The organism is Bacillus sp. JK106 (assembly GCF_053663355.1).
Genome location: NZ_JBSJQC010000002.1, coordinates 250710 through 271346, shown reverse-complemented (window position 1 = coordinate 271346; position 20637 = coordinate 250710). Strand labels below are relative to the sequence as shown.

22 protein-coding genes and 1 riboswitch are annotated in these 20637 nt (G+C 45.9%); of the genes, 7 read left to right on the top strand and 15 right to left on the bottom strand.

Going from position 1 to position 20637, the window contains the following annotated elements:
- Positions 1-19: 19 nt before the first annotated feature.
- Positions 20-128: riboswitch (TPP riboswitch) on the bottom strand.
- A 53-nt stretch (positions 129-181) separates the two neighbouring features.
- Positions 182-2026, bottom strand: coding sequence for a monovalent cation:proton antiporter family protein (locus tag ACWJJS_RS06900; RefSeq protein WP_369614318.1), 1845 nt, complete (start codon positions 2024-2026; stop codon positions 182-184).
- 227 nt (positions 2027-2253) lie between these two features.
- On the opposite strand from ACWJJS_RS06900, the gene prpE reads away from it, so the two are divergent.
- Positions 2254-3003, top strand: coding sequence for a bis(5'-nucleosyl)-tetraphosphatase PrpE (gene prpE, locus ACWJJS_RS06895; RefSeq protein ID WP_077722060.1), 750 nt, complete (start codon positions 2254-2256; stop codon positions 3001-3003).
- 32 nt (positions 3004-3035) lie between these two features.
- Here the strand turns inward: prpE and ACWJJS_RS06890 are convergent, their stop codons facing one another.
- Genes ACWJJS_RS06890 through ACWJJS_RS06875 form a run of 4 tightly spaced genes read right to left on the bottom strand, consistent with a single transcriptional unit; the run spans position 3036 to position 5790 of the window.
- Positions 3036-3929, bottom strand: coding sequence for an RluA family pseudouridine synthase (locus ACWJJS_RS06890; RefSeq protein WP_070081631.1), 894 nt, complete (start codon positions 3927-3929; stop codon positions 3036-3038).
- Positions 3930-3943: 14 nt separating this feature from the next.
- Positions 3944-4744 carry an NAD kinase gene (locus ACWJJS_RS06885; protein ID WP_003155018.1) on the bottom strand — a complete coding sequence of 267 codons (801 nt, stop codon included), beginning with the start codon at positions 4742-4744 and terminating at the stop codon, positions 3944-3946.
- A 17-nt stretch (positions 4745-4761) separates the two neighbouring features.
- The gene (gene yjbM, locus ACWJJS_RS06880) at positions 4762-5397 is read right to left on the bottom strand and encodes a GTP diphosphokinase (RefSeq protein ID WP_003155019.1); all 636 of its coding nucleotides are present in this window, start codon (positions 5395-5397) and stop codon (positions 4762-4764) included.
- A gap of 27 nt (positions 5398-5424) precedes the next feature.
- A complete protein-coding gene (locus tag ACWJJS_RS06875; protein ID WP_070081630.1) occupies positions 5425-5790 on the bottom strand; it encodes a UPF0738 family protein in 366 nt (121 codons plus the stop codon).
- Positions 5791-5914: 124 nt separating this feature from the next.
- On the opposite strand from ACWJJS_RS06875, the gene ACWJJS_RS06870 reads away from it, so the two are divergent.
- The 5 genes from ACWJJS_RS06870 to ACWJJS_RS06850 all read left to right on the top strand — a co-directional run bounded on the left by ACWJJS_RS06870 (position 5915) and on the right by ACWJJS_RS06850 (position 9148).
- Complete coding sequence (locus ACWJJS_RS06870; RefSeq protein ID WP_146283634.1) at positions 5915-6490, top strand: CYTH domain-containing protein; 576 nt, start codon at positions 5915-5917, stop codon at positions 6488-6490.
- 4 nt (positions 6491-6494) lie between these two features.
- Entirely contained in the window at positions 6495-7169 is a 675-nt protein-coding gene (locus ACWJJS_RS06865; protein ID WP_454023438.1) for a lytic transglycosylase domain-containing protein, read from the top strand.
- A gap of 228 nt (positions 7170-7397) precedes the next feature.
- Positions 7398-7796 (top strand): globin domain-containing protein, encoded by a 399-nt coding sequence (locus tag ACWJJS_RS06860; RefSeq protein ID WP_003155023.1) that lies wholly within the window; start codon positions 7398-7400, stop codon positions 7794-7796.
- On the top strand, positions 7793-8695 hold the full coding sequence (gene spxH / locus ACWJJS_RS06855; protein ID WP_003155024.1) for a protease adaptor protein SpxH: 903 nt from the start codon (positions 7793-7795) through the stop codon (positions 8693-8695). Before ACWJJS_RS06860 ends, spxH begins: the two co-directional genes overlap by 4 nt.
- 285 nt (positions 8696-8980) lie before the next feature.
- On the top strand, positions 8981-9148 hold the full coding sequence (locus ACWJJS_RS06850; protein WP_165408905.1) for a hypothetical protein: 168 nt from the start codon (positions 8981-8983) through the stop codon (positions 9146-9148).
- Between the two features lie 37 nt (positions 9149-9185).
- Here ACWJJS_RS06850 and pepF read toward each other — a convergent pair whose 3' ends face one another.
- The 3 genes from pepF to mecA form a co-directional block, all read right to left on the bottom strand.
- Complete coding sequence (pepF, locus tag ACWJJS_RS06845) at positions 9186-11015, bottom strand: oligoendopeptidase F (RefSeq protein ID WP_003155028.1); 1830 nt, start codon at positions 11013-11015, stop codon at positions 9186-9188.
- 227 nt (positions 11016-11242) lie between these two features.
- Entirely contained in the window at positions 11243-12403 is a 1161-nt protein-coding gene (locus ACWJJS_RS06840; protein ID WP_454023437.1) for a competence protein CoiA family protein, read from the bottom strand.
- A 150-nt stretch (positions 12404-12553) separates the two neighbouring features.
- Positions 12554-13210 (bottom strand): adaptor protein MecA, encoded by a 657-nt coding sequence (mecA, locus tag ACWJJS_RS06835; protein ID WP_003155032.1) that lies wholly within the window; start codon positions 13208-13210, stop codon positions 12554-12556.
- A 275-nt stretch (positions 13211-13485) separates the two neighbouring features.
- Between mecA and ACWJJS_RS06830 the strand changes: the two genes are divergently transcribed.
- On the top strand, positions 13486-14142 hold the full coding sequence (locus ACWJJS_RS06830) for a TerC family protein (protein ID WP_454023436.1): 657 nt from the start codon (positions 13486-13488) through the stop codon (positions 14140-14142).
- A gap of 57 nt (positions 14143-14199) precedes the next feature.
- Here ACWJJS_RS06830 and spx read toward each other — a convergent pair whose 3' ends face one another.
- The 7 genes from spx to ACWJJS_RS06795 form a co-directional block, all read right to left on the bottom strand.
- Positions 14200-14595: a transcriptional regulator Spx gene (spx, locus tag ACWJJS_RS06825; RefSeq protein WP_003155034.1), complete on the bottom strand. Its 396-nt coding sequence runs from the start codon at positions 14593-14595 to the stop codon at positions 14200-14202.
- Between the two features lie 178 nt (positions 14596-14773).
- Complete coding sequence (locus ACWJJS_RS06820) at positions 14774-15352, bottom strand: GNAT family N-acetyltransferase (protein ID WP_454023435.1); 579 nt, start codon at positions 15350-15352, stop codon at positions 14774-14776.
- A 108-nt stretch (positions 15353-15460) separates the two neighbouring features.
- Positions 15461-16657 carry a putative glycoside hydrolase gene (locus ACWJJS_RS06815; RefSeq protein ID WP_454023434.1) on the bottom strand — a complete coding sequence of 399 codons (1197 nt, stop codon included), beginning with the start codon at positions 16655-16657 and terminating at the stop codon, positions 15461-15463.
- 106 nt (positions 16658-16763) lie between these two features.
- Positions 16764-17681, bottom strand: coding sequence for an oligopeptide ABC transporter ATP-binding protein OppF (gene oppF, locus ACWJJS_RS06810; protein ID WP_017417453.1), 918 nt, complete (start codon positions 17679-17681; stop codon positions 16764-16766).
- On the bottom strand, positions 17674-18750 hold the full coding sequence (locus ACWJJS_RS06805; protein WP_061890535.1) for an ABC transporter ATP-binding protein: 1077 nt from the start codon (positions 18748-18750) through the stop codon (positions 17674-17676). The genes oppF and ACWJJS_RS06805 overlap by 8 nt, the downstream gene beginning before the upstream one ends.
- A 12-nt stretch (positions 18751-18762) precedes the next feature.
- Positions 18763-19680 carry an oligopeptide ABC transporter permease OppC gene (oppC, locus tag ACWJJS_RS06800; RefSeq protein ID WP_003155041.1) on the bottom strand — a complete coding sequence of 306 codons (918 nt, stop codon included), beginning with the start codon at positions 19678-19680 and terminating at the stop codon, positions 18763-18765.
- A gap of 3 nt (positions 19681-19683) precedes the next feature.
- Positions 19684-20619 carry an ABC transporter permease gene (locus tag ACWJJS_RS06795; protein ID WP_003155043.1) on the bottom strand — a complete coding sequence of 312 codons (936 nt, stop codon included), beginning with the start codon at positions 20617-20619 and terminating at the stop codon, positions 19684-19686.
- Positions 20620-20637 lie beyond the last annotated feature (18 nt).

The following is a 20637-nucleotide window of genomic DNA, read 5'->3' as shown; positions in this document are numbered from 1 at the left end:
TGGATAAAAGGAACCCCAAAAAAATACCGCTCCACTTCCCTACGCAGGTCTGAACCTGTTCAAGTTATGAGGGTCTAAAAGTCTCACTTTTATCTCAGCCCTTATGAAGGACACCCCTAGTGGTCATACGATTAATGATTTATTTGTTATGCCTTCTATATTATCACGAATTGCAATTTGGTCAAGCTTCAAGGATTTTTCTCAGTTCCGACACGTAGTTGCGCGAGCCCGTGACGATGAGACGGTCTCCTGTTTTCAGCCGCGTGTCTCCGTGCGGAACGATGCTGTCCACACCTCTGAAAATCCGGACGAAAATCACATCGCCCATCAGCGGAAATTCCCGCAGAATGATGCCGTTATACGCCGGGTTTTCCAGATTGATCTGATATAACGAAGACTCCTCATTCGTCAGGAGGCTCATCACGCCCGGCGCCTCAATTAACGCGCGCAGCAGCGTTTTTGTAGACATAAGGATAGAAAAAATACTGATGCCCTCTTCTTTCAGTTTTGTTTCATGCTCAACCGAGCCGACGCTTGCGATGATACGCTCAGTCCCTTTCTCTTTCGCTAGTAAGGCGATTTCAGCGTTCACATCTTCATTTCCCGTCGCCACGACAAGAATATCCGTTTTAAAAATACCGTGCGACTCAAGCGTGCCGGGCTCGTAATCAGAAATCGTGTCAACTGAAAAAACGGATTCCGCAAGCGTTTCCCCGGCATTTTCCTGATACACATGGACGACCCGTACTTCATATTCCTCCTCTGGCAATTCCAGCGTAACCGGGAGCGTCATTTGATTGGCGCCGATAAATGTAATGCGCTTTTTTTCCTGCGGCGCGCTTTGCCGTTTGAATAATTTCTTAAAGCCGATCGGCGTGATGATGCTGGCAATAACCGCAACTAAAGTCAGCGCGCCGGACATATTGGCGCTGATAATGTGGAGCCTTTCTCCGATCGTAGCCGCCGCGATAACAAGCGACAGCGTGGACGTCAGCAAAAAGCCCGAAGCAAACACGGTTCTTTTGTCGTACCATTTCTTTAAATAAAACACCGGGAACATTTTGCTGATAAACAGCGCAAGCAGAAGAAGCGGAATCATCGTTAATGTTTTCGGATCTTGGAAAAGCGTCCAAATGTCCAATTTCACCCCGACCATGACGAAAAAGATCGGAATTAAAAACCCGTAGCCGAAGGAATCCAGCTGTTCCACCATTTCTTTATTCGGAGACAGAAGCGATACCAGAACGCCTGCCAAAAACGCGCCGAGAATATTTTCCGCCCCGAGAGATTCCGATAAAGCGACAAGCACGATAATCAGTGTGAAAATGGCTCTCGTGCCGATCTGCACAGTGCCTTTAGACATCGACTGCACAAATGAACGATGTTTAAAGATCCTGCCGAAGAAATACAGCACGACCCCCGCGGCAAAGAGAATCAACAGAAGCCACATATTTCCGCTGTCTTCTCCGTAAAGAGAAGAGAAGAAAGCGAGCAGAATCATTGTAGCCAAGTCCGCGATAACGGCGACAAGCAGGATAATCTGGCCGATATTGGAGTTCATGATCCGTTCTTCTTTTAAAGTCGGGACCACCACACCGAGTGATATCGTCGAAATAATAAGCGTCATTAAAAATGCGTTTTGTATAAAACCGGCTAATACAAAGGCATAGGACAGCAGCAATGATAAAATAAAGATGCCGAAAAAGATAATCAGTGCGGCAGAAAACGTGTTGGGCGCTTCCTTGCCGTTCGGAAGGAATTGTTTTTTCTTCCCTTTCTCAAATGAAGAAAAATCAATTTCCAAGCCGCTTAAAAACATTAAAAAGATAAAGCCGAGAACAGACAGCGTCTCCAGCCACGTGTCTCCCTGAACGACAAGATTCAGGCCGCTTTTTCCGATAATAAGCCCCATGATGATCTCCGCGACGACGACGGGGATGCTGAGCTTAAACCGATGTAAAAGGAGCGGCGTCAAAAAAGCGACGATCAAAACGACGACTAAAGATGCGACTGATGTGTGTTCCATTTGTAAATACCTCCTTAAAACAAGGGTTATAAAAGCCCGCTTTAAGCGGGCGAAACCTTACTTTTTTTTAAAAACATAACGCATATTCTAACAAGGCTGAACGCGAAAAAAAAGTGATAAGGCTTTATTTCTTTAATTCTTTTTTAATTTGTGCAAAAACAGCGTAATTAGGTATAGGAATTAGCCCCATAATAAATAAAAAACCGTTAATAAGGAGGCTGACACGAATGGCTTACGACATCATCAGCGATATACACGGATGTTATGACGAAATGATCGCCTTAATGCAAAAGCTCGGATATGAAGTGAAAGACGGAACGCCCGTCCATTCTGAAGGCAGAACGCTTGTCTTTGCGGGGGATTTAACGGACAGAGGCCCAAAATCCGTAGAAGTGATGCGTTTTGTGGCAAAAGCATATGAAAAAGGAGCCGTCCGTTATGTCCCGGGAAATCATTGCAACAAACTGTATCGTTACTTAAAAGGAAACCCCGTAAAAGTGATGCACGGACTGGAAACGACGGCAGCCGAACTGAAAGAGCTGTCTCCCGCCGACAGAACGGAAGTCTCCGGACAATTTATCCGATTATATGAGTCAGCGCCGCTTTATGATATTTTACATAATGGCGATCTCGTTGTCGCTCACGCCGGCATAAAAGCTGACGATATCGGTAAATACTCGCGTAAGGTAAAAGAATTTGTTCTGTACGGCGATATTACGGGTGAAACGCATCCCGACGGCAGACCCGTCAGAAGAGACTGGGCTGCCGACTATGAAGGTAAAGCGTGGGTTGTGTACGGCCATACCCCGGTAAAACGCCCCCGGATCGTCAACCGTACGATCAACATTGATACAGGGTGCGTCTTCGGCAATCAGCTGACAGGCTTTCGTTTTCCGGAGCATGAAACCGTCTCTGTGGAAAGCTCAATGCCCTATGATGCTTCACGATTTCGCGAGGATCACGGCAGGCAGGCATGAAAAAAGCCCGAAACCGATAAACGGTTCGGGCTTTACATGTGTTCAATTAATGTTTTCATATCGTCAGGCACCGGGGCGTGAAAAACGAGCGTTTCTCCGGTCATGGGGTGTACGAATGAAAGCCGCTCACTGTGAAGAGCCTGCCGGGCAATTCCCTCATTTTTTCCGCCGTACAGTGTATCACCGACTAACGGATGGCCGAGGTAGCTCATGTGCACCCGGATTTGATGCGTCCGCCCCGTTTCCAGCCGCAGGGCTGCAAGCGTAAACGCATGTCCCGCTTTTTCCGTTTGAAAATGCGTCACCGCTCGTTGTCCATCCGGCGTTACCATCCGCTCAATAATACTGTCGTGTTTTCTTCCGATGGGCGCGTCCACCGTTCCTTCCTTCTGCAGCATGATCCCGTGTACGACAGCGAGATACCGCCTGCTGACAAGCCCCTTTTTCTGCGCTGCCGACAAAAGAGAATGGGAAAGCCGATGTTTGGCGATGAGCATCGCCCCCGATGTATCCCTGTCAAGGCGGGTGACAAGATGAACCGTTGATGGCACGCCGCTTTTTCGGTAGTGGCTGATCACTCCGTTAGCGATGCTTTCCGACGGGTGTTCTCTTGATGGAATTGAGGAGACATACGGCTGTTTATTGACCACAAGCACATGGTCATCTTCATAAAGAATATCAAGCGGAACCGGCTCAGGCAAAAGCGTTTCACTCACATGCTCCTTCGGAAATTCAATCTTAAGCACGTCTCCCTCCGCTAACACGGTGCGGACGGTTACATGCTCTCCGTTCACAAGCAGGTCTCCCCCGCCGAATTTAATGTCAGCGAGAAGCCGCTTTGAAATGCCGAGCTGCGCCGTATATTCTTTTACCGTCATGCCGGCTTCCCGGGCAGTCATGTTCTTTTGGATAAAAAAGTTGTCCAATCCGTTTCCTCTTTCTATTCGCCTTTTCCGATAAAGGAATCCTGCACCCTTTTCCAAAACGGAAAAGGGCGGAATCTTGCAAATCTGACTTTTTCATTTGCCACACGGCATAGAATGGACTTGACATCCTTATGCAGCAAGGTTAAATGATCAATTGTGACTTGAAAGTCGACGTCGTTTCTCGGTTTGATGACACAGTTATGATGATCGGGAAGCAAAAGCGGCGAGCCGACAGTCCTGAACACTCTGTTGTTGATGGATGCCATTTCCGCAAGCTGAATCGCCCTGATGGAAGGGTGGATGATCGCGCCGCCTAACGCCTTATTATAAGCCGTGCTTCCGGAAGGCGTGGACAGACATAAACCGTCTCCCCTGAACGTTTCAAACAGCTGGCCTTTAATTTCCACGTCAGCGACGAGACTGCCTTCTATGCTTTTGATTGTACATTCGTTCAAAGCCAGATACCGCTCCTCACGCTCTTCATCATGATAAGTGACAATCACCTCAAGAAGGGGATACTCCACGGTATGATACGGCGTTTTGGCAATGGCCAGAACGAGCTTTTCTATCTCCTGCGGAACCCAATCGGCATAAAAACCCAAATGCCCCGTGTGAACTCCGACAAAAGCCGTTTTATCAAGACGGTCGCTGTACCTGTGAAATGCGTAAAGAAGCGTTCCGTCACCGCCGACGGAAATAACGATTTCCGGCTCTTTTTCATCCAAGGTCATATCAAAATCGAGTAAATACGCCTGTATTTTGCTTTTCAGTGTATCTGAAACCTCGTCTCCTTTTGAAGAAACGGCAAATTTCATGCCATTCCCCTCCTTTCCTACTGGCGGTCTCCCGCTTTTTTCTTTCGCGAGAACGCGGCTTGGGCTTCCTGGATTTCTCCGCGGATTTCTGACATTTCTTCATCGAGCCGGGATGCGGCTTCTGAGGCCCGCTGCAGCCTCAGCTTTACTTTTTCGGGAATGTTCCCGCTGTATTTGTAATTCAGTGAATGCTCAATGGTTGCCCAAAAGTTCATGGCAAGCGTCCGAATCTGTATCTCCACAAGAACGTGCTTTTCACCGGACGTTGTTTGTAAAGGATATAAAACGACAAGGTGGTAAGACCGATATCCGCTTTCCTTATGCTCTGCTATGTAATCCCGCTTATCGACAACGGTAAAATCTTTTCTGGCAAACAGCATATTTTTGACGATCTGGATATCATCGACAAATTGGCACATAATACGCAGCCCCGCGATATCCTGCATCGTTTCAATCTGATGAAGCGGTATGCTTTTTCGTCTCGCTTTTTCAAGTATGCTCGCCACCGGCTTCACGCGGCCTGTCACAAACTCAATCGGTGAGTGGTCATCTTCATACTCATAAAGGGTTCTGACGCCTTTCAGCTTCACCTTTAATTCTTCAACAGCCTGGCGGTATGGCGCTAGAAATTGCTCCCATTGTTTGTCATCCATCGTACATCCCCCAATTCCGAACCTGTTCTAAAGAAATACGTTTTTCACTTTTTCTTCCATATCTCCGTAGTTTGCATTATCTTTAATATTTTCAAGAAGATAATCGAGTTCTTCATGCAGCCCTGAAAGTTCAACCGTTTTTCCGCCGGCCTCAAGGACCGCCGGTTTTCCTTGGTCTAAGGCTTCTTTCAGATCCGGCCAGACATGTTCTTTTATAATGACATATTCAAAAGAGTCAGCTGATTCAAGTATGTATACAAAAGCAAAGTGATCGGAATCAACAAGCATTTGACCTGAGGCTTTGCGTTCCGCTCCGCTTAAGTCTTCTCCGCACTTCAAGCGGAGCGCGTCTTCTGTTAATGATGCATTCTGGATTTCAATTCTCTTTTGCATAATGTTCTCCTTTTTTAACAAAGTACAGCATTTATTTTATCATATCAAGGTCGATATTGATAAACGTAACCTCTAAAGAGATAATGGGAATTATACAATTTTTCGTCCTGAAAGGAAGACTGTCATGACCCAAGAAATAGAAATTGAATTCAAAAACCTGCTGACAAAATCAGAATTTCTGAAGCTGAGTGAAGCACTCTGCATGAAAGAACATGATTTTAAACAGCAGGTCAATCATTATTTCGACACGAAAGATTTTTCCCTGAAACAAAAAAAATCAGCACTCCGCATCCGAGAAAAAGACGGCTCGTTCGTTCTGACTTTAAAAGAACCTGCCGCGGTCGGTCTGCTGGAAACGCACCAACAGCTTGCTGCGGCACCGGATCTTGACGTCTTCAAGATTCCGGATGGCCCCGTCAAACGGCAGCTGGACGGTCTAGGAATCCGTTCAGAACACATTTGCTATTTCGGGACGCTGTCGACCGCACGCGCGGAAAAAGAATCAGAAAAAGGCTTAATCATTTTAGATCACAGCCGATATTTAGAGAAAGAAGACTTTGAATTGGAATTCGAGGCTGCTGACTGGGATGAAGGAAAACGGGCGTTTGAACAATTGCTCAAGCAATTCGGCATCCCAGAGCGGATCACGAAAAATAAAATCCAGCGTTTTTATGAACAGAAACAAAAAAAGGTGGAATGACACAGTGAATATAACGAATTGGGCGGCCCTTCTCCAGCTGCAGTCAATGGCGCTGCAATCAATCTCTCATACAAGCACGGATTCAGGCGGACAATCTTCAGAAAGCCCGCTTGCCAATTTCAGCGCGCTGCTCAGCCAGTATACGGACACAGCCGTCCGGCAGCAGCCGGAATCAGGGATTTTAAACGGTGTGCGGACCGCTCACGCTTCATATTCACCGAGAATTCCCGTTTCATCCGGTTCCGAGGCAGCTTCCCCGGGCATAAAGTCTCCGGATGCGGCTTCTGATATCAGCACCGGAAACTTTTCAATAGACAGCGCCATTCAGAAAGCGGCCGAAAAATACGGAGTGGACGAAAAGCTGATCCGCGCGGTTATTAAACAGGAATCAGGCTTTAATCCGAAAGCTGTCAGCGGTACGGGGGCAATGGGACTGATGCAGCTCATGCCTTCCACGGCAGAATCACTCGGGGTGTCAAACCCGCTTGATCCCGTCCAGAACGCTGAGGGCGGCACAAAGTACTTAAAGCAGATGCTCACGAAATACGACGGAAATGTATCTCTCGCGTTAGCCGCCTACAACGCAGGCCCCGGCAACGTAGATCGGTACGGAGGCATTCCGCCGTTTAAGGAAACACAGCAATATGTCAAAAACATAACCCGGCAGTATTACGCGTAAACCAGAGAGGCTTCCTTCGCCCTCTGGTTTTTTTGCGGAGTGAAATCTTACACATGAATGAAGGCGATGTGATATGATATGAAATACAAGCGCCTGACAGAAAGGCACTTTGTTTGTAGAAATAAAATGTTATTGCTAAAATATACAGTAACTAAAGATAGTAAAACTGAAAGATAAATTCGCAATGGGAATTATGATTCCTATTAGCCATATAAAGGAGTAGTCAACATGGGACAATCGTTTAACGCACCATATGAAGCGATTGGAGAGGAACTTCTATCGCAACTTGTTGATACTTTTTATGAGCGTGTCTCGTCTCATCCCTTGCTGAAGCCGATATTTCCAAGTGATTTGACTGAAACGGCCAGAAAACAAAAGCAATTTTTAACCCAGTATTTGGGCGGACCTCCTCTTTATACTGAAGAGCACGGACATCCCATGCTCAGGGCAAGGCATCTCCCCTTTCCGATTACGGACGAGAGGGCTGATGCGTGGCTAAGCTGTATGAGCAAAGCGATGGATCAGGTCGGGCTGGAGGGCGATATTCGTGAATTTCTGTACGGGCGTCTGGAACTGACGGCCAGGCATATGGTAAACCAGTCAGAAGCGGAGGATCGATCATATTGACGAATTATCAGCATGAGCAATACTTCGCCCATTGCCACGGACATCCAAAAAAACCGCTCGAAATTTACATGTTTGTCGACCCTTTATGTCCTGAATGCTGGTCGCTGGAGCCCGCCATAAAAAAATTAAAAATCAAATACGGACGTTTTTTTACGCTGCGGATCATTGTGTCCGCGAGCATTACATCGCTGAATAAGCAAAAGCGGAAAAAACACCTCCTTGCCGAAGCTTGGGAAAAAATTGCGAACCGTTCCGGGATGCCCTGTGACGGAAGCCTTTGGCTTGAGCAGGATCAGCCTCTTTCATCGCCCTACCTTGCCGCACTCGCTTTAAAAGCGGCCGAACTGCAGGGAAGAAAAGCGGGTATTCTGTTTCTCCGCAGCATGCAGGAAAGCCTGTTTGTCTCCAAGCAGAATATTACGGATGAAGACGTTCTTTTAGAAATTGCTGAAAAGACGAAATTGGATGTTGAAGAATTCAAGCGCGACCTCCATTCGCAAAGCGCGGTAAAAGCGCTTCAGTGCGATATGAAAATAGCGGCGGAAATGGACGTCACCGTCAACCCGACATTGACGTTCTTTAACAGCCTGCATGATGATGAAGGGCTGAAGGTTCCCGGCAACTATTCTTATGACGTATACGAAGAGATCCTATTCGAAATGCTCGGGGATGAACCGAAGCCTTCTGAAACGCCGCCTTTGGAATGTTTTATTGAATATTTCCGGTTTGTCGCATCGAAAGAAATCGCACTCGTTTATGATTTGAGTCTAGAAGAAGTTGAAAAAGAAATGAAAAAACTGGCATTCGCCAAAAAGGTCGCCAGAGTGGAAGCAAAGCACGGTCTGTTTTGGAAATCTCTGGCCGGCACCCAGGAGGATGTCACCTGTTGTGATCATTAAAAAAAGCTGATTCCTTACGGAGCCGGCTTTTTTTGTGCAAATAAAGAAACCGCGCCGGGATAAGCGCGGTTTCATATGTCTTAACGACAACAAAGGGGATGGGAGAAATTTTTCACGGTCAAACAAAGGGGTAATGTTTGTTTGTGATCAATTTCACATCCTTATCATATCAAATCTTGTCGAGTTTTGACAAGCCATAAGATTAATGTTCATATTTTTGTCACAAAACATAACTGACTGCTTGTTTTCATAGAATATATCAATCATAAACAAGGAGGGAAATCAATGCTCCGCACCGTATTGATCATCGGAATGATTATGTTTTTCTTCTTTTTAAACCTGCTGGCCATGATGCACATGCTGCCGATTTACATTACATCTCCCCTGCTGTTTCTGTCCATATTGTTTGCCTTGTACCGGCTGAATCACCGAAAAACGTTTAAGGGGTTTTAGAAAAAGCCTGCGCATCTAATGCACAGGCTTTTTTGAATTACGAAGGGTTCACTTTCGAAAGAAGCTCTTCCATTTCGTTCAGTTTCTCTTCAAACATTTTGCAGGCCGCCTCGATCGGTTCAGGCGATGTCATATCGACCCCCGCTTTTTTCAGTATGTCGATCGGATATTCCGAGCTTCCCGCTTTTAAGAATTCGGTATAGCGCTCCACCGCAGGCTTGCCTTCTTTTAAGATCTGGCTGCTCAGCGCTTGGGCCGCACTGTAGCCTGTCGCATATTGATACACATAATAATTGTAATAGAAATGCGGAATTCTTGACCATTCCAGACTGATTTCTTTATCAATCACCATGTTGTCACCGAAATACTTTTTATTCAGATCATAATAAAGTTCGTTCAGCAGTTCAGGCGTTAGCGGCTCGCCTTCCTGCGCTTTCGTATGAATCAGATGCTCAAATTCAGCGAACATCGTCTGTCTGAACACTGTGCCTCTGAACCCTTCAAGCATGTGGTTGAGCAGGTACAGACGCTGTTTTTCATCCTTTAAGCTGTTCAGCATATATTCACCGAGCAGCGCTTCATTAGTCGTTGAAGCGACTTCAGCGACAAAAATGCTGTAGTTACCGTACGGATACGGCTGATATTTTCTCGTATAGTAGCTGTGCACGGAATGGCCGAACTCGTGAACGAGCGTAAACAGATTATTGACATTATCATGCCAGTTCATTAAGATGTACGGATTCGTGCCGTATGTACCGGACGAATAAGCACCGCTGCGTTTTCCTTTGTTTTCGTATACATCGACCCAGCGGTTTTCAAGTCCTTCTTTTAAAATAGACGCGTATTCCTCGCCCAGCGGAGCAAGTCCTTTGAGCATATAATCTTTCGCTTCCTCATATGTGACCTTCATTCCCGAATCTTTTACAAGCGGTGTGTACAGATCATAAATATGGACTTCATCAAGACCGAGCACCTTTTTCCGCAGGTCAATGTAACGGTGTAATAACGGAAGATGTTTATTGATCGTTTTGATAAGGTTATCGTAAACTTCTTCAGGAATGCTGTTATTGGATAACGCCGCTTCCCGTGCTGATTTATATTTTTTCACACGGGCGTAAAAATTATCTTTTTTCACAGTGCCGCTGAGTGTAGTCGCCATCGTGTTTTTATACTGTCCGTATGTTTTATATACGGCTTCAAATGCGTTTTTGCGGACTTCACGATTGCTGCTTTCCAGGAAATTAATAAAGTTGCCGTGTGTGATTTGAGTTTCCTTGCCGTTTTCATCCTTAATCGACGGAAACGTAATATCGGCGTTATTTAAAACACTGAATGTATTGGAAGGTGACGACAGCGCTTCAGAGGCTTCCGCAAGCAGGGCCTCTTCTTGTTCGCTCAGCACGTGCGGACGCTGTTTTGTAATTTCTTCAATTGCATGGGAGTAAAGCTTAAGCTCCTCTTTTTCCAGAATAAACTGGTGCAGCTTGTCTTCCTGAATCGCCAAAATTTCCGGTTCAATGTAAGCAGTCGCGCTGGCAGCCTGAGAATACAGGCTTGCGGCTTTGTCGTTCAGCCCTTGGTAGAAAGAATTTCCCGTATCCTGGTCTGAGCGCATATGCGCGTATGCATAAAGTTTCCCAAGGCGGTTCGTCACTTCATCCTGTGCTGTAAGCGCCGCGTATAAATTATCAGCCGAATGAGCAAGCGTGCCTTTAAAAGAAGATAAATTCGGAATTAATTCTTTAACTGCTTGAAATTCTTTATTCCAGGCCTCATCACTAGGAAAAATATCCTCTAGTCTCCATGTATGCTCTGCCTTTACTTCACTTCTGTCAGGCAGCTGTGCTGCTTTATTTTCCTCAGTCATGGTGATCCCCCTCGTTTTCTTTACTTCAAGCCAATTGAAAAAACGATTGTTTCTCCAAAAACTTGTGTTGTGATTATCTTCCGGCTTTTCACTGCCTTTTGTCAAATCATATGCGGCATATAAGACCGAGCATACCAATAATACAGTGAAAAAACGAAAACAAAATGCTTGTACGCCCCTCACATTCGCCACCACCTTGACGTTAGGGTGAACGAAATGAAGCATTCTCATTCCCCAAAAAAGAGCAGGTCCCGCCGGCGCAGCTCTTCTGCCGTTTGAGGGCGCTTCTGCTGAGATGAGGGCATATATACTTCATTCTCAATTTCCCTTAAAAAATCCTGCAAGCATAAGAAATCAGCATATTGTTTTACCGCCATTCCGATAAGGCTGTCTTGTGAACCATACCGCATCCGGATCTCCTTATGCCTGATTTTTTGCCGTAAATCATGAACCATGCCGGATAATCGGATCGGAGCGCCTTTTTCAAAAAGTTCCGCAAGCCGCAAGTATAAATGGCCCTGCCACACAAAAACGGGACTTGCAAACACAAAGCCTGCTGAAACGGGAATAAACACTTCAGAGGGGAGAAATGGAAATGCAACCTGATGTCTTTCGTAAAAAAGACGCCGGATAAGACCGGCATCTTCAGATAAAAACCGCCCGCCTTTGCTGCGGAATCCGGCAACGGCACGCCCCCACGAGGAAAGTCTGACGCTGTGCCGCCCTTCCGGATGACAAATGTCTTTCAGGTTTGCTTTGTGAAGAGGGATTGTGGTTAAGCCGGCATAAGAATAGCCGGTGTAAAACGGAGTGATGGAATGCAGCTTGTAAAAGGAGCGGGCGTCGGGGCAGTAAAACATTAAGGAGGAAAATGAATTGACTTCAAAGAACTGCCAGTGAAAAGCAGAAAGCCGGAAAAATTGTGCAGCCATCCGTTTTAACCGTTTTGCCCCGATGATCCAGACCGGCCGGTACCCGGCGTTTTTCAGGCCTGCCGTCCGGCTCTTTAAAGAGTCCGCCGAAAGGTTCGCACATTGAAATTCAAAAGCCCGCCTCTCTTCTCCGCTTTCTGCCGTCAAGTCAGGCCGCAGTCCAGCGGAAGTCAGATACGGTTCCAGGCTGACGCAGCACCTTTGTGTCTTCAGCCAGAGAAAAAGCTGTCTTTTTCCTTCCAGATGGTATTCGCTTTCAGGTTCGGATTCCCCGGGACACAGCCTGCTTTTTTTATGAGCGAAGTGCGGCAGTTTCTCCCGTCCCAGTTTGATATCAAGCTCACTTTTGCAAACGGGGCAGAACCAGCGTTTCTTTCTCAGCTCCGCCGCTTTTTCCTTTGAATAGCTTCCGGCCAGCTGAATGAGCCGTCCGTCGGCAGTCACAGCACTGAACATGTTGCATCTTCTCCTTTCCTGAATCTTGTTGTATTCAGCAGGAAGAAGGCATAATCCTGTTTGCGGATGAGAGCCGTTATACGGTTTTCAGCCGTTCATCCTGTCATTCAGAACAAAAAAAACCGATTTCTGCTGAGAGAAATCGGTTTGTTATGATGCAAAGTGTTTTTTTATTGTATATAACGCATGATCAGCGATCACCAATTTGCCGTATTCTTCAAGACGGTGAATGCTGACTGATGATTCGTGCGCGTACTCCAACAGGATGCTTAGCTGATTTTCAACCTCTTCATCAGTTTGCTCATAAAAATCTGCATATAAATAATATCGGTCTTCAAACGAATACAAGGTCGTTTTGATTCCGTTAAGATTCAATTTTGATAGCGAGATGAGATCCTCAAAATCATCGAACCGCAAAGTGAACTGAAGCTTTTGCTCCTTATCTTCCCGGCTCTCGGCCTGCTCTTCTTTCTGGAAATCATCAAGTAAAGCATCGAGATTTTCATCTGCCGGCTCTTGTTTTTTATCTTCCGGGATCGGCAGTTCGAGTTTTTGTCCGTCCTTGGAAAGCTGGGCTTTTGTTACGATTATTTCCAGTCCTTTGTCCAATGCCTGAACCTGAATCCAAAGAGGACCCTCGACAGCGAATTCCTCTTCATCATGCACTTCATCCATGACTTCCCAGAACAGTTCTTCACTGCGCTCGCGATTGTACCAGATTTCTTCTCTGTCAAAACCGCGATCTTCAATATCACCATAAGACATATAAAATTTTACAGTATGCTCATTAATTCTTTCTATTTCCATTTTGCCAACCTTCCCTTCTTTATAAGATGTTGAAGGGACATCTAAGCTCCCGATGAATAGTACTTTACTACACTTTACCCATTCCGTCCACATCTTAACCTTATAGAAGACAGCGCAAATTCTTTATATTTCTATTTTATGATAAAACAGTTATAAAAGAAATAAAAAAGCATTTTCACACTGAAAAACAGGCTTTCTCCCGGTTCCCATCATAAATAGCGCACTGCTTCATATATTAGCTGTACAAGCAATCGATCTATAAGCGAGGTGTTACCATGCCGCACGATTACCTGCTGTCCCTTCTGCTTATTATCGGGATTGACCTTATTCTCGGCGGTGACAATGCCGTCGTCATCGCGATGGCCAGCCGGAATCTGGCCCATAAACAAAGACAGCAAGCGATCATCTTCGGAACATTTATTGCAGTCGTCTTGAGAATCGTTCTGACGAGCGCTGCGGTCTATTTATTGAATGTTCCTTTTTTACAATGCGCAGGCGGGGTATTTTTATTGTATCTCGGCTATCAGCTTCTGATTGAGAAGAAAGATGCGCAGCATGTAAAAAGCAGTTCTTCTCTTTGGAAAGCCATCCGCACAATCGTTCTGGCTGATATCTTTATGTCGCTTGACAATGTCATCGCAGTAGCCGGCGCTTCTCACGGTGAGCTGACACTAGTAGTGATCGGTCTCTTCATCTCGGTGCCGATTATTATTTGGGGCAGTAAGCTCGTTCATACCGCCATGGAAAAAATGCCTTTATTGATGTATGCCGGGAGCGGCCTTCTCGCATTTACCGGCGGTGAAATGATTGCCGGAGACAGCAAGCTGTCATTTTTCATGGCAGAACACGGCATGATACAGATGATGCTGCCGATTTTGACCGTCGTTTTTGTTATCCTCGCCAGTATGATTTACCAGCAGACTGAAAAATAACAAAAAGCCCAAACCGCGATGGTTTTGGGCTTTTTCCATGCTTATCGTAAGCTTATATCAGTTGGCAAGACGCTGTGCTTCTCTTAATTGGAAAGAACGCACTTTTCTTGGCAGGAATCGTCTGATTTCATCTTCGTTATAGCCGACTTGCAGACGTTTTTCATCAATGATGATCGGACGGCGGAGCAGTCCCGGATGCTCATTGATCAAAGTATATAAGTCTTGAAGCGGCATAGATTCAACATTTACGTTCAGTTTCTGGAATACTTTAGAACGGGTAGAGATAATTTCATCCGTACCGTCTTCAGTCATACGCAGAATCTGCTTGATCTCATCAATTGATAACGGCTCGGAGAAAATGTTTCTTTCTACAAACGGAATCTCGTGCTCTTCAAGCCAAGCTCTTGCTTTTCTGCATGACGTACAGCTAGGTGATGTGTATAATGTAACCATTAATCTTCACTCCTCTAATTAGTAGGATGAACATGTTTGTATTCTCAAATTGAAATGACTTTAAAAAAGGAATCTTTATAGGTATTATACTATAAAAAAGTAAGTGTGAACAGTCTCCTGAGAAAAAAATGTGTCAATCCGGCAAATTTACGGCTGGCGGATTTTTCCCCATTCTCAATTAGCTCAGCTGATCGAAAATGTTTTTTTGTTTTTTCTCATCAATGACTTTGAGAACTTCATCCGTTTTTTCGTATGATTCTCCGTACCATTTTTCATCTTTATAAGTGTGAATGTTTTCATATGTCTGTTTCATCGCTTCAAATATTTCTTCTTCTGATTCCGTCTTAGGTGACCAGTACAGAATCTCCATTTTGTTCACTTCATTCGTAGCCAATGACCGGCGCCGATACCCGATTGACTGCGCGTGCTTGAAATGCTCTCTTTGATAAAAACGCAAGCGTTTCTGTGTATCCATGTCATCCTCGTCAACAGGCTCCACCTCAAGCAGAATCGGCTTGTTCTTCTTTTTCAGTCTGCCGATCAGCTTGCTTCCGAAGCCTTGTCCTCTGGATTTCTTTGACACAAACAGGTAATCAATAAAGATGAAAGAGTCAAATTCCGCATACATCAGCACGTGGTACTGCCCCTCTTCTTTATGATAAACATCGCTTTGCTCCTTTAACAGAGCTTCCATATGCGCTTTTGATTTCATTTCTTCAATCGGAAAATATTCACTCAGCTTTTCGTACCAGTTCATTCATTTGCTCCTTATGGGTTCGTTGTCTTCACACTTTTAGATATACCCCATTTCCGATTGTTTAAACAATCTTACATCTATTAAGACGTGTGATCCCTTAACATGGTTTCAATTTTTTTTAAATGGTGTGTAATCGACGTTTTTAGTATAACGGTTTGCCGCGTCCCACAATAAAAATTCGTCAATTCCTTCATCATGCAGCGCTTTAACCTGGTCTTCCACCTGGCGTTTCCCGTACTTTTGATAATTTCCGCTGCCGAGATATGATGCCGTGAAATCCTGAAGCCACGGACGCGATACAGGCGGGTGTTTCAGCTTGGACAGCTTTTTATTTTCCACCTTCGCGTATTCTTTGACGACATTGTAGGGCTCAAGATCCGGTTTATCAATGCCGAAATAGCTTGTCCAATGGCTCGGATAAATCATGGATGAAATGACATCGACCTGGTCTGAAATTTTGCTGAAATTCTGGCCGATACCAGGCGCTTCAGGCAGCGTGGCTGAATAGCCGAAAATATCAACCGACACATCCGCGCCGTACGGCTTGAGTTTTTTCTTCGCATAACCGACAAAATCGGTGACGGCGTGAACGCGTTTTTGCACATTGCTGTCTGCTGTTTTTCCGTAATCGCCGTGTCCGTATGTCAGTTCGTCATCACGTTTTTCAAATCCTTCAGGAAAACGGACATAATCAAACTGAATTTCTTGAAACCCCATCTTTACGGCTTGTTTTGCAATCTTTACATTGTAATCCCATACTTCTTTCATAAACGGATTGACGAACGATTCGCCGCGGCCGTTTTTCCAGACACTTCCGTTTTTTTCTTTAAAGGACCACTCGGGCTTTTTGTTCGCGAGTTCGCTGTCTTTAAATACGACAATACGCGCGATCGGATAAATCTTTTTTTCCTCCAGCTTTTTCATCATCTTTTTTGGGTCTTTGATGTACGGCTTGGCGATTTTGGCATACTCAGAATGGCCGTCCGGCTTAAAGGTGAGGTTTCCGTTGTCGTCCTTGACATCAATCACCATTGTATTGAGCTCCGTTTTGTCCACAAAGTCTGTCAGCTCCCCGAATTTGCTTCCTCCCGCTGAATGTCCTGTGACGTAAATGCCCCGCACCTTATCAGGATGTGTAAAATGCAGCCCTGACGGATAAGCGAACCGTGCATTTGATTTCGGCAGTTCTTTTTCAGCCAGCGCTATTTTTACAAGCGGCTGCTCCTCTTTCACAGCGGCATGGGCCGGATAAGCGGCTGCACTGATAAACAGTCCCGCACAAATGGCGCACAAAATGGTTTTCATACTGATCTCCCCCTTTTTTTCCATTATAGAAAAACGGGAGCAGGCTTAATAAACTTGAATGTGCGCAAAAAAATCCTCCAAGACTGAGTCTTGGAGGATGATACGTTTATAGATAGGTTTTAAATTCAGCTTCTGTGCACATGACAAAATGTCCCGGTTTCACTTCTCTGAATTCCATTTTTTCTCCTTCTTGGAGCTGATGAACTGCCGGATCGTATTTCTTTCGCATGCGATTTCTTTCATAGTCCGGATCAGGGAGCGGGATAGCGGACAGCAATGATTTCGTATATGGGTGAAGCGGGTTTTCGTAAAGCTCATCCGCCGGCGCAAGCTCCACCAATTTTCCGAAATACATGACGCCGATGCGGTCGCTGATGTATTTGACCATTGATAAATCATGGGCGATAAACAGGTAAGTGAGCCCTTTTTCTTTCTGCAATTCTTTCATTAAATTGACGACTTGCGCCTGAATGGAGACGTCAAGCGCCGAAATCGGTTCGTCCGCGATGATAAACTCCGGATCAACCGCCAGCGCTCTGGCGATTCCGATACGCTGGCGCTGTCCGCCCGAAAATTCATGCGGGTAGCGGTTGGCGTGCTCTTTATTTAAACCGACCGTTTCCAGCAGTTCGTGAACCCGCTGCATCCGCTCTTTTTTCGTTTTTGCCAGGCGGTGGATATCTATTCCCTCGGCAATAATGTCGGCGACTGTCATTCTCGGATTTAAAGATGCGTACGGATCCTGGAAAATCATCTGCATTTTCCGGTTAAACTCCAGCAGCTTTTTGCGGGATTTTTTCCCGTGGACATTTTCCCCGTTAAAGAGAACTTCCCCTCCGGTTGCCTCATACAGCCGGATAATACTGCGGCCCGTCGTTGATTTACCGCAGCCCGATTCTCCGACAAGGCCGAGCGTTTCGCCTTTATAAATATCAAATGACAAATCATCTACGGCTTTTACCGTTCCTTTCTGCGTGAAAAAATGCTGTTTTAAGTGTTTGATTTCGAGAAGTTTCTCAGTCATTTTTTTCACCTTCCTTCATTAAAACAGGATGTTGATACGTATTCGGAAGCTGACGGATTTTAGCCTTCACCGCTTCAGGCGGCTCGACCTTAGGCGCATCAGGATGCAGAAGCCACGATTTCACAAAATGCGTATCAGACACTTTATACATCGGCGGTTCCTGTTCAAAGTCAATTTTCATCGCATATGAGCTGCGGAGCGCAAATGCATCCCCTTTCGGAGGATTCGTCAGATCAGGCGGCGTGCCCGGGATGGCCGTCAGTTTTTCCTGATCGGTGCTGTCCAGACTGGGCATTGAAGCAAGCAGCCCCCACGTATACGGATGGCGCGGATCATAAAAGATTTCATCCACCGTGCCCGATTCGACGACCTGACCCGCGTACATGACGGCGACCCGGTCGGCGACATTGGCGACAACGCCGAGATCATGCGTGATAAAAATGATAGACGTATCAATTTTCTTTTGCAGATCTTTCATCAGCTCAAGGATCTGTGCCTGAATCGTCACATCAAGCGCTGTGGTCGGTTCATCGGCAATTAACAGTTTCGGATTTGCCGCAAGCGCCATCGCGATGACGACACGCTGTCTCATCCCGCCTGAAAATTCATGGGGGAATTGGCCGATCCGTTTTTCGGGCATCGGAATTCCGACGAGATCAAGCAGCTCTATGGCGCGCTTTTTCGCCGCTTCACTTGAGATTTTTTCATGTTTGAAAAGCACTTCCGTAATTTGTTTGCCGACTCTCATCGTCGGGTTCAGAGAGGTCATCGGATCTTGAAAAATCATTCCGATGTCCTTTCCTCTTATAGTCTGCATTTCTTTTTCGGACATCGGCACGATATCACGTCCGTCAAAAAGAATCTGTCCTCTTTTAAAGTAGCCCGGCGGCATCGGGATCAGCTTCATAATCGCTTGGGAGGTCACACTTTTTCCGGAACCCGACTCCCCCACGATCGCCAGCGTCTCTCCTTTATTCAAATGGAAATTCACCCCGCGGATTGCCTGTACCTCTCCGCCGTATGTTTTAAATGAAATGGCTAAGTCTTTTACTTCTAGCAAACGTGTCACTCATATCACTCCTTATTTGCGTAACTTAGGATCCAGCGCGTCTCTTAACCCGTCGCCGACAACGTTAAAGCCGAACATCGCCAGGCAGATAAAGCCGGCAGGGAAGAACAGACGCCAAGGGTAATAGGTTAATGCAGGCAATCCGTCTGAGGCCATCGTTCCCCAGCTCGCAAGCGGCGCAGGTACGCCGAGGCCCAAATAACTTAAAAACGCTTCTGTAAAAATCGCCGTCGGAACCGTCAGTGTCATCGTTACGAGGATAGAGCCCATCGCGTTCGGGACGATATGCTTAAACAAAAGCCGGCCGGTTTTGGCACCGAGTGTCTGTGAAGCAAGCACATACTCCTGATTCTTTAATTGCAGCACCTGTCCGCGGACGATTCTCGCCATATTGATCCAGCCCGTGATCGTCATGGCGACGATAATGGTGAGCAATCCTTTCGGCAGGACAACCATCAGCAAAATAACCATTAATAATGAAGGAACAGCCCACAGAATGTCGGCGATGCGCATCATCACTTCATCTGTGCGTCCGCCGCGGAATCCGGAAATGCTGCCCCAGATTACGCCGATCAATAAATCAAGCACGGCAGCTGCGACACCGATAAAGATGGAAATCCGCGCCCCCACCCATGTCCGGACGAATATATCCCTTCCAAGGTCGTCCGTGCCGAACCAATGATCTTTCGACGGCGCTTTATCCGCATTTAATAGATTGGTAGTGGCATAATCATATCTTGAAAAGATAGGCGCAAAAATCGCCATCAGAATAATAAGAACGATCAGTACGAACCCGACCATCGCAAGCTTATTGCTGCGGAAGCGGAGCATGGCGTCTTTCCAGAGGGAAAGGCTTTTTTTATTTATTTTTTCGGCATCGCCGGCATTAGCTGAAGCTGGTTCAAACATATTTTTAGGAATGTTCTGCATGGTCTAGGCTCCTTTCTTTGCTTTGGAAAGCTTGATTCTCGGATCGATTAATCCGTACAGCACGTCTACAATTAATACGCATAAAAGCAGGAGCACGCTGAAAAACACGGTAACTCCCATAATGACCGTATAATCACGGTTTGTAATGCTGTTTACAAAATGCGCGCCTAAACCGGGAATTCCGAAAATGGATTCAATGATGAAACTTCCCGTTAAAATGGATGCCGCCATCGGCCCCATATATGTCACGACCGGCAAAAGCGCATTTCGCAGCGCATGGCGCACGGTGACTGACGGACGGGAAAGTCCTTTAGCTTTTGCAGTCCGTATGTAATCGCTGTTTAACACTTCAATCATGCTTGAACGGGAGAGTCTGGCAATGAACGCCATCGGCATGGAAGCGAGCGCAATGGAGGGCAGAAAGGTGTATGCCCAGGATTCCCACCCTGCGACCGGGAACAGTTCTAATTTAATTGAGAAAATATATTGCAAAATCGTCGCCAATATAAAGCTCGGAACTGAGATCCCAAAGATCGTTAAAATCGCAATGGTATAATCCTGCCATTTATTATGGTACAGGGCAGCAAGCACCCCGAAAAGCACACCGAACGCTAAAGCGAGGAGAATAGCTTCTGCACCGAGAGTGAATGAGACGGGGAAGCCTGAATTGATTAAATCATTAACACTTTGGCCTTTATATTTAAAAGAAGGCCCGAAGTCCCACATCGCCACAGATTTTAAGTAGCTGACATATTGAACGAAAAGAGGCTTGTCCAGACCATAGTGTTCGTTTAAGTTTGCTTCAATTTCAGGCGGCAGCTTTCTTTCGCCGGAAAATGGTCCGCCCGGCGCTGCCTGCATTAAGAAGAACGTGGCGGTCACAATCACAAACAATGTGATGATCATGTAAATGAATCGTTTACCGATATATTTCAGCAAGGTGAACACCTCCATGTT

Bases quoted from the DNA above. Each gene is read 5' to 3' on its own strand.
- ACWJJS_RS06900 (WP_369614318.1), bottom strand. From the start codon at position 2,026: ATGGAACACACATCAGTCGCATCTTTAGTCGTCGTTTTGATCGTCGCT.
- prpE (WP_077722060.1), top strand. From the start codon at position 2,254: ATGGCTTACGACATCATCAGCGATATACACGGATGTTATGACGAAATG.
- ACWJJS_RS06885 (WP_003155018.1), bottom strand. From the start codon at position 4,744: ATGAAATTTGCCGTTTCTTCAAAAGGAGACGAGGTTTCAGATACACTG.
- yjbM (WP_003155019.1), bottom strand. From the start codon at position 5,397: ATGGATGACAAACAATGGGAGCAATTTCTAGCGCCATACCGCCAGGCT.
- ACWJJS_RS06875 (WP_070081630.1), bottom strand. From the start codon at position 5,790: ATGCAAAAGAGAATTGAAATCCAGAATGCATCATTAACAGAAGACGCG.
- ACWJJS_RS06870 (WP_146283634.1), top strand. From the start codon at position 5,915: ATGACCCAAGAAATAGAAATTGAATTCAAAAACCTGCTGACAAAATCA.
- ACWJJS_RS06860 (WP_003155023.1), top strand. From the start codon at position 7,398: ATGGGACAATCGTTTAACGCACCATATGAAGCGATTGGAGAGGAACTT.
- ACWJJS_RS06850 (WP_165408905.1), top strand. From the start codon at position 8,981: ATGCTCCGCACCGTATTGATCATCGGAATGATTATGTTTTTCTTCTTT.
- pepF (WP_003155028.1), bottom strand. From the start codon at position 11,015: ATGACTGAGGAAAATAAAGCAGCACAGCTGCCTGACAGAAGTGAAGTA.
- ACWJJS_RS06840 (WP_454023437.1), bottom strand. From the start codon at position 12,403: ATGTTCAGTGCTGTGACTGCCGACGGACGGCTCATTCAGCTGGCCGGA.
- mecA (WP_003155032.1), bottom strand. From the start codon at position 13,210: ATGGAAATAGAAAGAATTAATGAGCATACTGTAAAATTTTATATGTCT.
- ACWJJS_RS06830 (WP_454023436.1), top strand. From the start codon at position 13,486: ATGCCGCACGATTACCTGCTGTCCCTTCTGCTTATTATCGGGATTGAC.
- spx (WP_003155034.1), bottom strand. From the start codon at position 14,595: ATGGTTACATTATACACATCACCTAGCTGTACGTCATGCAGAAAAGCA.
- ACWJJS_RS06820 (WP_454023435.1), bottom strand. From the start codon at position 15,352: ATGAACTGGTACGAAAAGCTGAGTGAATATTTTCCGATTGAAGAAATG.
- ACWJJS_RS06815 (WP_454023434.1), bottom strand. From the start codon at position 16,657: ATGAAAACCATTTTGTGCGCCATTTGTGCGGGACTGTTTATCAGTGCA.
- oppF (WP_017417453.1), bottom strand. From the start codon at position 17,681: ATGACTGAGAAACTTCTCGAAATCAAACACTTAAAACAGCATTTTTTC.
- oppC (WP_003155041.1), bottom strand. From the start codon at position 19,680: ATGCAGAACATTCCTAAAAATATGTTTGAACCAGCTTCAGCTAATGCC.